The sequence below is a fragment of the Kistimonas ophiarachnellae genome (genome assembly GCF_057552235.1).
Genome location: NZ_BAAJPA010000010.1, coordinates 63,875 through 77,919 on the forward strand (window position 1 = coordinate 63,875; position 14,045 = coordinate 77,919).

Consider the following 14,045-nt stretch of genomic DNA (forward strand, 5'->3'; position numbering starts at 1 on the left):
AAAAAGGTGGTTTTATGGTTCAGAAGCAGGCGTCCTTTATCCGTTTGTCGGGCATTACGCTGATGCTGCTGCAGACGCTTTGGTGCGGTGGTATCTGGATAGTGGCTTATCTGGTGAATCCGGTGTTGGTGCAGGCCGGTGGAAAGTATCCGGATATCGTGATCATGTTGAGCCAGGTAATGATTGGTCTGGCGCTCGTGTGTACCGGGATTGTGCTGGCGTTTTGTCTGGCTGAACGTGGATTCAAGGCGTTACGGCATGCCTATGAAAAACTGCTGATTGCTGTCATGGCTGCACAGGCGATGGGTTTTATCGGTCTTGTTTATCTGCCTGCCATGATTGATGTGTTCCTGGCAGTTATCGCATTGCTGGCCGTGTTTGTGGTGATTTATTCCGTCCAGCACCTGCGAGGGGAGCAAGGCTGATTCCTGTCATCCGTGGCAGGAAGTTGCCTTAAAAATATCAGCCTTGCTGACGAAGAATATTGGACAACCGGGGAGACGGTTCTTTGGCTGCCTTGTAGATCAGGGCGATCTTGCCGATGGTCTGAACCAGTTCTGCTTTGCTGATGCCGCAGAGTTCGGCAATGACAGCGCGTCTGGCGTCGCGGTCACCAATGGCGAACTTCACTTTGATCAGTTCGTGGTCGTCCAGGGCGCGTCGGGTTTCTTCAACCACGCCTTCGGTAATGCCGTTGTCGGCAACGATAACAACCGGCTTCAGGTTGTGGCCGATGGCCCGGAAGCTGCGTTTGCGTTCGGAGGATAGCATGCGCGTTTATCTCACTTGACTGTCTGGGTGCGGGGTGCCCCGCGGGACGCCGCATTGTACTGGTCGTGCCCGGTAATGCAACTTGCGGTGAGGCGCTAAGGGATAACCCATGTTAGTCAGGACTTCCTTTTTGGTTAACATTCGTCGTCGTTGGCTCTAGAATAGCGCTCCTGTTAAATACTCCCTTCTTAGTTCGTTATCTATGGCAAGATCCAAAAGCAGTGGTCGTTGGCTCAAGGAGCACTTTGACGACCAGTTTGTCCAGCAGTCCCAGAAAGACGGCTATCGCTCCCGGGCCAGTTATAAGCTGCTGGAAATTGATGATAAGGATCGTCTGTTTCGCCCCGGCATGAACGTGGTTGACCTTGGCGCAGCGCCCGGCGGTTGGACCCAGGTGGCTGTTGAGCGGGTGGGTGATCATGGCCGGGTCGTGGCATCGGATATTCTGCCGATGAACCCGATTGCCGGCGTGGCATTTGTTCAGGGCGATTTCACCGAAGATGCGGTATTGCAGGCGATTCTGGCAGAGACAGGATCTTCCGGCATAGACCTTGTAATTTCCGATATGGCCCCCAATATGAGTGGTATGAAGGCCGTTGACCAGCCAAAAGCCATGTATCTTGCGGAACTGGCGCTGGATCTCGCAATTCAGACATTGAAACCGGGTGGGGCATTTCTGACCAAGATTTTCCACGGCGAGGGATTTGATGAATATCTCCGTGCCATGCGTGGATCCTTTGGCAAGGTGATGACCCGCAAGCCGCTGGCTTCAAGGGCACGTTCCCGTGAAACCTACCTGTTAGGCAGGGATTTCCGGGGCTGAAATCGATAGAGCAGGACTATCTGGGGTATAGCTGTTGGCAATAGCCCGGATGCTGTCTAAGGCAGGCATTCTGTAGTAAGGTTTAGTTGTAGCGTCCCGGTAGTATAACCGCGTACAATGAGAATCGCGCTACGTCCTGAGCGCTCTGAGAGTGTCCAGCCGTACCGTATACGCTCAGTGAGGGTAGACACTTTGAACGACATGGCAAAAAATCTGATTTTATGGGTGATCATCGCCCTTGTGCTGCTGACCGTCTTCAAGAACTTTGACGGGATGCAGACGTCTACGCAAAAGATTAGCTATTCCGACTTTATTACCCAGGTGGATAACCGTCAGGTCAGTCAGGTGACCATTGATGGCTATACGCTGACGGGTGTTCTCAACGATAACAAGCGCTTTGAAGTCAACCTGCCGCCCACCGTTCGTGACGACAAGTTGATGGACGAGATGCTGCGTAACAACGTCCAGGTTGATGCCAAGCCTATTGAAAAGCAAAGCATCTGGACCCAGTTGCTGGTAGCCAGCTTCCCGATTCTGGTGATTATCGCGGTCTTCATGTTCTTCATGCGCCAGATGCAGGGCGGTGGTGGCGGCCGTGGTGGTCCCATGAGCTTTGGTAAGAGCAAGGCGCGCCTGCTGTCTGAAGACCAGATCAAAACCACCTTTGCCGATGTGGCGGGTGTGGATGAGGCCAAGGAAGATGTTCAGGAGTTGGTCGATTTCCTGAAAGATCCGGGCAAGTTCCAGCGCTTGGGTGGCCGTATCCCCCGTGGTGTCCTGATGGTCGGTTCACCGGGTACCGGTAAGACATTGCTGGCGAAGGCCATTGCCGGTGAAGCCAAGGTACCTTTCTTTACCATCTCCGGTTCAGACTTTGTGGAAATGTTCGTGGGTGTGGGTGCTTCCCGTGTCCGTGACATGTTTGATCAGGCCAAGAAGCAGGCGCCCTGCATCATCTTCATCGACGAGATTGATGCGGTGGGTCGTCATCGTGGTGCCGGTCTCGGTGGTGGTCACGATGAGCGTGAGCAGACACTGAACCAGTTGCTGGTTGAAATGGATGGTTTTGAAGCCAACGACGGCATCATCGTCATTGCTGCGACTAACCGTCCTGACGTACTCGACCCTGCATTGTTGCGTCCCGGTCGTTTCGACCGTCAGGTCGTGGTACCGCTGCCGGATATTCGTGGTCGTGAGCAGATTCTGAAAGTGCACATGCGTAAGGTGCCGATCTCTGATGACGTGAATCCGGCTGTTATCGCGCGTGGTACGCCCGGATTCTCCGGTGCTGACCTGGCTAACCTGGTTAACGAAGCAGCCCTGTTTGCCGCTCGCTCCAATCGCCGTGTTGTGCGCATGGAAGAGTTTGATCTTGCCAAGGACAAGATCATGATGGGCGCTGAGCGTAAGTCCATGGTGATGAGTGAGAAAGACAAGGAAATGACCGCTTACCATGAAGCCGGTCACGCCATTGTCGGTCGCATGATGCCTGAGCATGATCCTGTTTATAAGGTGACCATTATTCCCCGTGGCCGTGCGCTGGGTGTCACCATGTACCTGCCTGAAGAGGACAAGGTCAGCTATAGCCGTCGCTATCTGTTGGGTCGACTGTCTTCACTGTACGGTGGGCGTATTGCAGAAGAGTTGCTGTATGGTGCAGATGGTGTTTCAACCGGGGCATCGAATGATATCCAGCAGGCAACCCAGATGGCGCGCAGTATGGTGACCAAGTGGGGCTTGTCTGAAAAGCTGGGGCCGCTTCTCTATGCCGAAGAAGAAGGTGAAGTCTTCCTGGGTAAGAGTCAGGGTGCTCATCATGTGAATGTCAGTGGTGAAACGGCCAAAGTGATTGATGAAGAAGTTCGCGCCCTTATCGACGAGTGTTATGGTGAGGCGAAGCGTATTCTTGAAGAAAATCGCGATAAGCTCGAACTGATGAAGGATGCATTGATGGAATATGAAACCATCGGTGTTGATCAGATCGACGATATCATGGCTGGTAAGAAACCTCGTCCGCCCCGTGACTGGAATGAGTCCAATGGCAGTGGTGGTGCGGCTGCTGAATCAGAAGCGCCTGATGCGAGTGATGCTGATGATTCGTCCTCCAAGCCTTCTGAAGAAGGTGATGCGGGTTCTGTTCCCGGGTCGGCAGGCTAATCGCCAGTGAAATGAAAAAGCCCGGAATTGTCCGGGCTTTTTTGTTGTTTCGCGGTGTTGTGACAATGCGGGTATTGCTTTTGTCAAAATCGCGGATGGGCACTTATACTCCGCGTACTTTAATCATTCCCGGAACTGAATCATGCAAACAGTGTTTAACTGCCCGGATCGGTTGCTCGATTTGTCTCGCCCACGGATTATGGGGATATTGAATGTCACGCCGGATTCTTTTTCCGATGGCGGACGTTACAATACGCTCGATAAAGCCGTTCGGCATGCGGTTGAGATGGTCGAAGCGGGCGCAGACATTGTTGATGTGGGCGGTGAATCTACCCGTCCCGGTGCGCAGACTATTACAGTTCAGGAAGAAATTGATCGGGTAGTGCCTGTCATTGAAGCCCTTCGTCGCGAACTGGATGTGGTGATTTCCCTGGATACCAGTGAAGCGGATGTCATGCGGGCTGGTGCGGCTGGTGGTGCAGGTATTATTAATGATGTACGAGCACTGACGCGTAATGGCGCATTACAGGCTGCGGCTGAATTAGATTTACCCGTCATTCTTATGCATTCGTTACGTGAACAGCCTGAACCCGGTTTTGTGCCGCATTATGATGATGTCGTCACTGATGTAAAAGCCTATCTGGCCGACAGGGTGGCGGCTGCCGTCGAGGCCGGTGTCAAAAAAGAACAGATCATTCTGGATCCCGGTTTTGGTGGTGGCATGTTTGGCAAGGCGCCGCCCCACGATCTGGCCATGATTCAGCGGTTTTCCGAGTTTCTTGATATGGGGATGCCTGTTCTGGCGGGCTTGTCCCGTAAGTCATTTATTGGCGCCATTCTTGATCGTCCGGCCAGTGAGCGCTTGCCTGCAAGTCTGGCGGTGGCGGCACTGGTGCTGAATGCTGGTGCCCACATCCTGCGCGTCCATGATGTTGCAGAAAGTGCGGATGTATTGAATATGGTTATGGCGCTGAAAGCGTTGAATGAAGCCGCATAAGGCATGCGGTGGTAGAGAAAGGATTGCGAGAATGGCGCGTAAGTATTTTGGTACTGATGGTATTCGCGGTCGTGTCGGAGAGTTTCCGATTACGCCGGACTTTGTCCTCAAGCTGGGTTGGGCTGCTGGGCGGGTCTTTGCCGGGCAGGGGGCAAACCGCGTTATTATCGGGAAGGATACCCGCATTTCCGGGTATATGTTTGAGTCGGCGCTGGAAGCGGGCTTGTCTGCAGCTGGTGTGGATGTCTGGTTGCTCGGCCCTATGCCGACGCCGGCGATTGCCTATCTTACGCGTACCTTTAATGCCTGTGCGGGTATTGTGATCAGTGCTTCCCATAATCCCTATCACGATAATGGCATCAAGTTCTTCTCATCCCGTGGTGACAAGTTGCCGGATGATGTTGAACTTGAAATTGAGCGAATGCTGGATGAGCCTCTTGAGGTTGTTGAGCCTGACTGTCTTGGTAAGGCACGCCGTATTGAAGATGCGGCGGGTCGTTACATCGAATACTGTAAGGCGACAGTTGGTTTGGGACTGGATCTGTCTGGCCTGAAAATTGTGGTCGATGGTGCGCATGGTGCGACTTACCATGTTGGTCCGGCGGTGTTCCGGGAGCTCGGCGCCACGGTTGACGTCATTGGCGTGCAACCTGACGGTCTGAATATCAATAAGGATGTCGGTTCCACCCATCTGGATGCCCTGCGTGCGGAAGTTGTTGCTCGCGAAGCCGACCTTGGTATCGCGTTTGATGGTGACGGTGATCGACTGATGATGGTTGATCAGAGAGGTGAAGTGGTTGATGGGGATGAACTCATCTATATCACAGCCGCTTTCCGTCGTGCCCGTGGTGAGCTGGCCGGTGGTGTTGTCGGGACGGTTATGAGTAACCTCGGCATGGAAAAAGCGTTGTCGGATCTGAGTATTCCGTTTGAGCGTGCCGCCGTGGGTGACCGTTATGTCAATGAGCTGCTGTTGAAAAAAGGCTGGCAGTTGGGTGGTGAGTCTTCTGGTCATATGATTTGCCGCTATGTTTCTACCACCGGCGATGGCATTGTGTCTGCGCTTCAGGTGTTGCGAGCGGTGGTAGAGACTGGACGATCACTGCATGATCTCAAATCGGATATGACCAAATATCCTCAGGTGATGATTAATGTTCGATTGCCTGAGAAAGTGGATGTGTCTGTTAATCCTGCGGTTGCCGAAGCGTTGCGCGCTGTCGAAGCCCGACTTGCGGGACGGGGACGTGTGCTTTTGCGTCCGTCTGGCACGGAGCCTCTGATCCGGGTGATGGTAGAAGGTGAAGAGTATCAGGAGGTTGCGGACAGTTGTCGTGAGCTCGCTGATGTCGTCGAAGCCCAGCTGGGATGATGTTTCCGTTGGTTTGAATCGAGGGTGCTTGACAATCACGCTGGTTGTCTAAAGCACCCCGGTACGCTAACATTCCGAGCCTTCATTCTGACCGAGGTGTAGTATGCGCAAGCCGTTGGTTGCCGGTAACTGGAAGATGAATGGTTCCCGTACCATGATTACCGGGCTTTTGGATGGCCTGACCGCTGGCCTGACGGAGGGTTGCGACAAGACAGAGGTAGCCGTTTTTCCTCCCTCAATTTATCTTTCCCAGGTAAAAGACGCGCTGGATGGTTCATCTGTCGCCTGGGGTGTGCAGAATGTCTGTGCACAAGAGGGTGAGGCGGGTGCTTATACCGGAGAAACGGCTGTTGCTATGGCGGCGGATTTTGGGTGTGCCTATGTGTTGGTGGGTCACTCTGAGCGGCGTGCGCTGTATGCAGAGTCGGATGCGGTGGTTGCAGCTAAGTTTGCGCTGATTGCCGGTCAGAATCTGGTGTCGGTTTTGTGTGTCGGTGAAACGCTTGAAGAGCGTGAGCGGGGTGAGACGATGTCGGTTGTGAGTCGTCAGCTCGGTGCGGTGCTTGATAGTGTGGATGCGTCTTTACTCAATGATTTCGTGATTGCTTATGAGCCGGTGTGGGCGATAGGCACGGGCAAAACGGCGACACCGCAGCAGGCTCAGGATGTGCATGCTGAAATTCGCGGATTGCTTGAAAAACGTTGCCCTGGCATGGCTGCGCGGACCCGTATTCTGTATGGTGGCAGCGTCAAGGCGTCGAACGCGGTCGATATTTTAGGTCAGTTGGATGTGGATGGTGCCCTGGTGGGTGGCGCATCGCTCAAGGCTGAAGAGTTTCTTGCTATCTGTAGAGCTGCAGGTTAAATCTAGATGGAAACAGTGATTCTAATTATTCATGTCATTATTGCTATTGCCCTGGTGGCGCTCGTGCTGCTGCAGCAGGGTAAGGGGGCAGATACCGGTGCATCCTTTGGGGGTGGTGCCTCTCAGACTGTTTTTGGCAGCCAGGGTTCGGCGAGTTTTCTCAGTCGTGTGACGGCCGCGTTGGCGACAGTCTTCTTCCTGACCAGCTTTGGCCTGGCGATGCTGGCCAAGCAGAAGGCGGATTCCATGCTGGATCTGGGTGTGCCTGCAGAAGTGACTGAGACCTATCAGGAGGTACCTGTGGTGAATACGGATGCGCCGATGGTGGATGAAATTTCTGTAGATTCTTCCGATGCCCCTGTGATAGACTCTGCCGCGTCTTCTGAGGGAGATGTGTCGAAGTCTGCTGAATGACATGATGCGTCTGCCAAGGTTGTAGTTTGGGTGTAGCCGAAGTGGTGGAATTGGTAGACACGCCATCTTGAGGGGGTGGTGTCCATCGGACGTGCGGGTTCAAGTCCCGCCTTCGGCACCAGCGAATTTATGGGTGGTCGATAGAGTGTCGGCCAACTGAATTGACCGATTCTGTGATATGGCAATATAATTAATCAGTCATTTAGAGGAGCTGATTGTAAGGTGTCGTAACAAAGTAGATTGCCCTTGTGGCAATAAGATGCCGGATCAGTTTCAAGATTGTGGAAAAGCCCCTCATTAGAGGGGCTTTTTTGCTAGGCATAAGCTGTTGCCGCGGCAGGACATCCGCATGTTGTCCCTGCTGAGGGCAAGGTCGCAGGATGGGCTATATAGCCCATTTTTTATTGCTTTAAATTGTCGCCTGTTTCTGGCAACACGAAGGTTGTGGCTGTCTGCTGACGCAGGGGGCGTAAAGAGGCGGGCAGGGTTCACAGTCAGTTGCTGAGGGCGGTGTAAGTGGCTAGCAAGCTGGAAGTATTACACGAGCTGATCGAGCCGGTTGTCGAAGGGCAGGACTGCACCTTCTGGGGGCTCGAGCTCCTGGCGCAGGGGCGCCATACCCTGTTGCGGGTCTATATCGATACCGACCGGGGCGTTACAGTTGATGATTGCGAGAAAGTCAGTCGACAGCTGAGTGCTGTGATGGATGTTGAAGACCCTATCAGTGGTGAATATACGCTGGAAGTGTCTTCTCCTGGGCTTGATCGGCCCCTGTTCACCCTGGCTCAGTACGAGAGCCATGTTGGTCAGGTGGTCAATGTGCGGTTGCGGGTTCCGTTTGAAGGACGACGCAAGTACAAAGGGGTGATCAAGGGCGTCGAGGGTGACGAAGTGGTGATTGTCTGTGAAGGGCATGAATTCCTGTTTCCCATGGATGTCATTGAAAAAGCCCATGTGGTTCCTCAGTTCTAATAAAGTGTCTGGCTGAAGATGACGGCGCAGGCCCGACAGGAATGACCAGATTTATCGATACGAGAGGCAGAGCATGAGCAAAGAGATCCTGTTGGTCGTTGACTCGGTTTCCAATGAGAAGGGCGTGCCGCCCGATGTTATTTTTGAAGCCATTGAAGTGGCGTTGGCGGCAGCCACCAAGAAACGCTACGAAACTGAAGTCGATATCCGCGTAGCCATTGACCGGCTGAGCGGTGACTATGATACGTTCCGCCGCTGGACCGTTGTGGCGGATGAAGATTTTGATATTCCCGGTGCCCACCTGACCCTTGATGAAGGCAAGGAGAAGGATGATGCGCTGGAAATTGGCGACGTCTGGGAAGAGCCGGTTGAGTCCATTGCGTTTGGACGTATTGCCGCCCAGGCCGCCAAGCAGGTGATTGTCCAGAAGGTTCGCGAAGCTGAGCGTCGGCAAATCGTTGATTCTTACCGTGACAAGGTCGGTGAACTGATTGCCGGTACGGTTAAAAAGACCAATCGTGACACCTATATCATTGATCTGGGCAATAATGCCGAAGGCATTCTGCGTCGCGATCAGGTGATCCCCCGCGAGAGCTTCCGCATGGGAACCCATGTGCGGGCCCTTCTGAGTCATATTTCAGAAGAGGGACGTGGTCCTCAGCTGATGCTGAGCCGTACTGCACCGGAAATGCTGATTGAGCTGTTCCGGATTGAAGTGCCGGAGATTGCTGAAGAGGTGATCGAAATCCGTGCAGCGGCTCGTGATCCGGGATCCCGCGCCAAGATTGCCGTTAAAACCAATGACGGACGAATTGATCCGGTTGGCGCCTGCGTCGGTATGCGTGGTGCGCGTGTCCAGGCGGTATCCAATGAGCTGCAGAATGAGCGTGTTGATATCGTGCTCTGGGATGATAATCCGGTGCAGCTGGTCATCAATGCCATGCAGCCGGCTGAAGTCGCCTCCATCGTCGTGGATGAAGACAACCACACCATGGATATTGCTGTCGCCGAAGACAACCTGGCGCAGGCAATTGGTCGTGGCGGTCAGAATGTGCGCCTGGCCAGTGAACTCACTGGTTGGACCCTGAACGTGATGACTGAAGAAGCGGCCCAGGAAAAGCAGAACCAGGAAGCAGGCCGTCTGGTTGACCGTTTTGTTGAATGGCTGGATGTGGACCAGGACCTGGCCGCAGTTCTGGTGGAAGAAGGTTTTTCAAACCTGGAAGAAGTGGCCTACGTGCCTCTTGAGGAAATGCTGGCGATTGACGGCTTTGATGAAGAGATCGTTAACCAGCTGCGTCAGCGCGCCAAGGATAAACTCTTGGCCCAGGCTATCGCTGATGAAGAAAAGCTCAAGGGAGCTCAGCCCGCAGAAGATCTGTTGAATCTTGATGGCATGGAGCAACCGCTGGCCATTGAGTTGGCATCCCGTGGCGTGACTTCGCTGGAAGAACTGGCGGAGCAGGCGACCGATGATCTTCTGGACATCGAAGGGCTGGATGCGGAACGTGCCGGAGAGTTGATCATGAAGGCGCGGAATATCTGCTGGTTTGGAGAAGAGAACTGAGCAGGCCACTTTAGAGGAGAAGTTAGATGGCAGATGTAACAGTAGCACAACTTGCCGAAGTGGTCGGAGCTCCGGTAGAACGACTTCTGCAGCAAATGAAAGATGCAGGGCTTTCCCATAAGGAGCCCGGTGAAATTGTATCGGATCATGAAAAGGCGGCCTTGCTGGCGCACCTGAAGCAGGCGCATGGTGAAGCTCCCCGTGTGGCGGAACCGAGCAAGATAACTCTGAAGCGGAAGACTGTCAGCCAGATGAAAGTGGCAGGCGGTTCCGGCAAGAACAAGATTGTTAACGTTGAAGTGCGCAAGAAGCGTACCTTCGTGAAGAGCGAGCAGGCGGCTGAGCAGGAAAATGAGCAGCGTCGTCAGCAGGAAAGCCGTCGTGCCGAAGACGATGTGCGTCTGCGCGCTGAGAAGGAGGCACGTTCCAAGGCGCGTGGCCAGCGTGATCGCGAGGACGCGGAGCGTCAGGACGAAGAGCGTCGTCGTCAGGCTGACGAAGCAGCCAGACTGAAGGCTGAAGAAGAGCGTCGTCAGGCTGATCAGCAGGCCAAGCTGCAGGAAGCGGAATCCGGCAATCGCCGTGGTGCTCCTGGCAAACGCGGCAAGAAAGAGCGTGATGATGATCGTGATGATGATCGTCGTGGTCGCGGCGCCAAGGGTAAGGGTGGTCGTAAGGATCGCCGTGATGATCGTCGCCCGACGCTTTCTCGCAAGCCGTTCAAGCCGTCTGCGGGCATGGAGCACGGCTTTACCAAGCCGACTGCGCCGGTTGTGCGTGAGGTTTCTATTCCGGAAACCATCACCGTTGGTGACCTGGCTCAGAAAATGGCCGTCAAGGGCGCTGACGTCGTCAAGTACATGTTCAAGCTTGGCACCATGGTTACTATCAACCAGGTGATTGACCAGGATACTGCCGCCATCGTTGTTGAAGAGATGGGGCATAAGGTCAAGCTGGTCAAGGCGGATCAGATTGAGGATACCCTCGAGCAGGAGCTGTCAGTCCAGAAGGGCGAAAGCATTTCCCGTGCGCCGGTTGTGACCGTTATGGGTCACGTTGACCACGGTAAGACCTCACTGCTTGACTACATCCGTAAATCCCGGGTGCAGTCTGGTGAGGCCGGTGGCATTACCCAGCATATCGGTGCATACCATGTGCAGACTGACAAGGGCATGATCACCTTCCTGGATACCCCTGGACACGCGGCGTTTACCGCCATGCGTGCCCGTGGTGCCCAGGCAACCGATATCGTTATCCTGGTTGTTGCGGCTGACGATGGTGTCATGCCTCAGACAGAAGAAGCGATTCAGCACGCCCGTGATGCAGGTGTACCGATCGTGGTTGCCGTCAACAAGATGGATAAGCACGAAGCGGATCCGGATCGTGTGAAGAATGAGCTGGCTCAGCGGGATGTTATTCCGGAAGACTGGGGCGGTGATGTTCAGTTTGTACCGGTGTCTGCCCATACAGGTATGGGTATTGAAGATTTGCTGGACAGTGTCCTGCTGCAATCTGAGATGCTGGAACTGACTGCTGTAGCCGAAGGTCCGGCTCGTGGTGTGGTCATTGAATCCCGTCTGGACAAAGGGCGTGGTCCGGTTGCATCCGTACTCGTGCAGTCTGGTCAGCTGAACCGTGGTGACAACGTGCTGGTTGGTCAGCAGTATGGCCGTGTACGTGCGCTGCTGGACGAAAATGGTAAAGCCATTGAGCAGGCAGGTCCTTCCATCCCGGTTGAGATTCTGGGTCTGGATGGTACGCCGGATGCCGGTGATGAAATGCTGGTTGTTCAGGACGAGCGTAAGGCACGTGAAATCGCCATGTTCCGTCAGGGCAAGTTCCGCGAAGTGAAGCTGGCCCGTCAACAGGCGGCCAAGCTTGAGAACATGTTCAAGGATATGGGCTCTGACGAGAAGAAAACCCTCAAGGTTGTTCTCAAGACCGATGTCCGTGGTTCTCTGGAAGCGATCACTGCGGCTCTGCAGGAGCAGGGCAATGAAGAAGTCGACGTTAAGGTTATCTACGGCGGCGTAGGTGCCCTGACCGAAACTGACGCGAACCTGGCGCTGGCCTCCAACGCGATTCTGGTTGGTTTCAACGTCCGTGCTGACTCTGCCGCGCGTCGTGTCGTGGAAGCCGAAGGTCTGGATCTGCGCTACTACAGCGTTATCTATGACATCATTGATGACGTCAAGCAGGCGCTGACCGGCATGCTCAAGGCCACCTTCCGCGAAGAAATCGTGGGTGTTGCCGAAGTGCGTGATGTCTTCAAGGCACCGAAGATTGGCGCGGTGGCCGGCTGTATGGTCATTGAAGGTACCGTCTACCGTAATGAGCGCATCCGCGTACTGCGTGAGAACGTGGTGATCTACGAGGGTGAACTTGAGTCCCTGCGTCGCTTCAAAGATGACGTTGCAGACGTTCGACACGGCATGGAATGCGGTATTGGCGTGAAGAACTACAATGACGTCAAGGTCGGTGACAAGATTGAGGTTTACAAGTCTGTTCAGGTTGAGCGGACCCTGTAATTCTCCCTGTTAAGGTGAGCTGCCGGACCTTCGGGTTCGGCAGCTTTTTGTGTTTTGGCTCTGGGTGTTTTTCGGAGCTGTACAGGATGTTAATTCATTGCAGGCAGGCTGCTGTTGTTTTGGATAACAGCGATCTGTCATTTGGCAGGCAGATTGTCACGGAGCGTCCGGATTGCCTGCAGATTGTTTGTATACAGTAGACATATGCCAAGAGAATTCAGTCGTACCCAGCGTATTGCAGACCAGATGCAGCGTGAGCTTGCGGGTATTCTGCAGCTGGAAATGAAAGACCCTCGCCTGGGAATGGTGACGGTCAGTTCCGTATCCGTCAGCAAGGATCTTGCGTTTGCTGATGTCTATGTCACCTTTTTAGGTCTGGATGGGCAGAAGGCCGTTGAAGAGGCTGTTGGCGTGCTGCGTCAGGCTGCCGGTTTTCTGCGTAGCACGCTGGCCAAGCGCATGCAGATCCGTTTCGTGCCAACCTTGCGTTTTCATTATGATGAAACCATTGAGCGCGGTAGCTATATTTCCTCATTGATTGACCGAGCCGTTGCCAGCGACAGCGAGCGGCAGGTTGTCGATACTCAGGATGAGGAGGCGACGGATGGCAAGGCGTAGGAAGTTCAGGGGGCGTGACGTCAATGGTATTGTCATTATTGATAAGCCGACCGGCCTTTCTTCCAATGACGTTCTGCAGCGTGTGAAGCGTCTTTATGGGGCTGCCAAGGCCGGCCATACCGGCAGTCTTGATCCGTTGGCAACGGGCGTGTTGCCGGTTTGTCTGGGTGAGGCGACCAAGCTTTCTCAATACCTTCTGGACTCTGACAAGAGTTACCGGACGATTGCCAAGTTGGGTATCCGTACTGCGACAGGTGATTCCGAGGGTGAAGTCATCCAGGAGCGTCCTGTGGCGCTTACCGAGCGTGATGTTGAAGTAGTGCTGGAAAAATTCCGCGGACCCGGTGAGCAGATTCCTTCCATGTACTCTGCGATTAAGCACAATGGTCAGCCCCTGTATAAGCTTGCACGGGAAGGTATTGAGGTTGAGCGCAAAGCCCGTCCCATCAATATCTACCGGTTGGCCATGACCGCTTTCCGTGGTGATGAAGTTGAGCTCGAGGTGGATTGCAGTAAAGGCACCTATATCCGTACGCTGGTCGAGGATATTGGTGAGATGCTGGGTTGTGGCGCTCATATTATTGACTTGCGCCGCTTGAAGGCTGGTCCTTACTGCGAGGAAGGTTCTTTCACATTGGAAGCGCTGGAGCAGGTGCGAGATGGTGGTGGTCACAAGGCGCTGGATGATCTGCTGATGACGCAGGACAGTGCAGTAAGCCAGATGCCTGCCGTGGCATTGGGTGAGGCCAGTAGTTTCTATCTCCTGCAGGGGCAATCCATTCAGGTTCCCCGGGCGCCGACTTCCGGTTTCGTTCGGATCTATCGCTCAATGACGGATGCTCCGGATGTCTTCCTTGGTATTGGTGAGATTACCGATGAAGGACTGGTTGCACCTCGCCGTTTGATCAAGCAGAAAGACCAGTAATCCCTGAAGCCTGTAATGTGTTGGGTGTAGTGGCCTTTA

The 14,045-nt window shown here is 54.1% G+C and carries 13 protein-coding genes and 1 tRNA gene; 13 read left to right on the top strand and 1 reads right to left on the bottom strand.

Annotated elements, in window-relative coordinates; all coding sequences use genetic code 11:
* Positions 1–14 precede the first annotated feature (14 nt).
* Complete coding sequence (locus AC27K1_RS13635) at positions 15–425, top strand: hypothetical protein (protein WP_487151292.1); 411 nt, start codon at positions 15–17, stop codon at positions 423–425.
* A 37-nt stretch (positions 426–462) separates the two neighbouring features.
* On the opposite strand, the gene AC27K1_RS13640 is transcribed toward AC27K1_RS13635, so the two are convergent.
* The gene (locus AC27K1_RS13640) at positions 463–771 is read right to left on the bottom strand and encodes a YhbY family RNA-binding protein (protein WP_487151293.1); all 309 of its coding nucleotides are present in this window, start codon (positions 769–771) and stop codon (positions 463–465) included.
* Between the two features lie 202 nt (positions 772–973).
* On the opposite strand from AC27K1_RS13640, the gene rlmE reads away from it, so the two are divergent.
* The 12 genes from rlmE (at position 974) to truB (ending at position 14,006) form a co-directional block, all read left to right on the top strand.
* Positions 974–1,594: a 23S rRNA (uridine(2552)-2'-O)-methyltransferase RlmE gene (gene rlmE / locus AC27K1_RS13645; RefSeq protein WP_395179740.1), complete on the top strand. Its 621-nt coding sequence runs from the start codon at positions 974–976 to the stop codon at positions 1,592–1,594.
* A gap of 201 nt (positions 1,595–1,795) precedes the next feature.
* Positions 1,796–3,751 (top strand): ATP-dependent zinc metalloprotease FtsH, encoded by a 1,956-nt coding sequence (gene ftsH / locus AC27K1_RS13650; protein ID WP_487151295.1) that lies wholly within the window; start codon positions 1,796–1,798, stop codon positions 3,749–3,751.
* Between the two features lie 142 nt (positions 3,752–3,893).
* Positions 3,894–4,748 carry a dihydropteroate synthase gene (gene folP / locus AC27K1_RS13655; RefSeq protein WP_487151296.1) on the top strand — a complete coding sequence of 285 codons (855 nt, stop codon included), beginning with the start codon at positions 3,894–3,896 and terminating at the stop codon, positions 4,746–4,748.
* Positions 4,749–4,779: 31 nt separating this feature from the next.
* Entirely contained in the window at positions 4,780–6,117 is a 1,338-nt protein-coding gene (gene glmM / locus AC27K1_RS13660) for a phosphoglucosamine mutase (protein WP_487151298.1), read from the top strand.
* A 103-nt stretch (positions 6,118–6,220) separates the two neighbouring features.
* Positions 6,221–6,982, top strand: a complete 762-nt coding sequence (gene tpiA, locus AC27K1_RS13665; RefSeq protein ID WP_487151299.1) for a triose-phosphate isomerase — start codon at positions 6,221–6,223, stop codon at positions 6,980–6,982.
* Between the two features lie 6 nt (positions 6,983–6,988).
* Positions 6,989–7,396 (top strand): preprotein translocase subunit SecG, encoded by a 408-nt coding sequence (gene secG / locus AC27K1_RS13670; RefSeq protein ID WP_487151300.1) that lies wholly within the window; start codon positions 6,989–6,991, stop codon positions 7,394–7,396.
* Positions 7,397–7,431: 35 nt separating this feature from the next.
* Positions 7,432–7,517: transfer RNA gene (locus tag AC27K1_RS13675), tRNA-Leu, on the top strand.
* A 395-nt stretch (positions 7,518–7,912) separates the two neighbouring features.
* Positions 7,913–8,368 (top strand): ribosome maturation factor RimP, encoded by a 456-nt coding sequence (rimP, locus tag AC27K1_RS13680; RefSeq protein ID WP_487151301.1) that lies wholly within the window; start codon positions 7,913–7,915, stop codon positions 8,366–8,368.
* 73 nt (positions 8,369–8,441) lie between these two features.
* The gene (gene nusA, locus AC27K1_RS13685; protein ID WP_395181110.1) at positions 8,442–9,935 is read left to right on the top strand and encodes a transcription termination factor NusA; all 1,494 of its coding nucleotides are present in this window, start codon (positions 8,442–8,444) and stop codon (positions 9,933–9,935) included.
* Positions 9,936–9,961: 26 nt separating this feature from the next.
* Positions 9,962–12,463 carry a translation initiation factor IF-2 gene (gene infB, locus AC27K1_RS13690; RefSeq protein WP_487151302.1) on the top strand — a complete coding sequence of 834 codons (2,502 nt, stop codon included), beginning with the start codon at positions 9,962–9,964 and terminating at the stop codon, positions 12,461–12,463.
* A 204-nt stretch (positions 12,464–12,667) separates the two neighbouring features.
* Positions 12,668–13,081: a 30S ribosome-binding factor RbfA gene (gene rbfA / locus AC27K1_RS13695; RefSeq protein ID WP_487151303.1), complete on the top strand. Its 414-nt coding sequence runs from the start codon at positions 12,668–12,670 to the stop codon at positions 13,079–13,081.
* A complete protein-coding gene (gene truB, locus AC27K1_RS13700) occupies positions 13,068–14,006 on the top strand; it encodes a tRNA pseudouridine(55) synthase TruB (RefSeq protein WP_487151304.1) in 939 nt (312 codons plus the stop codon). Before rbfA ends, truB begins: the two co-directional genes overlap by 14 nt.
* Positions 14,007–14,045 lie beyond the last annotated feature (39 nt).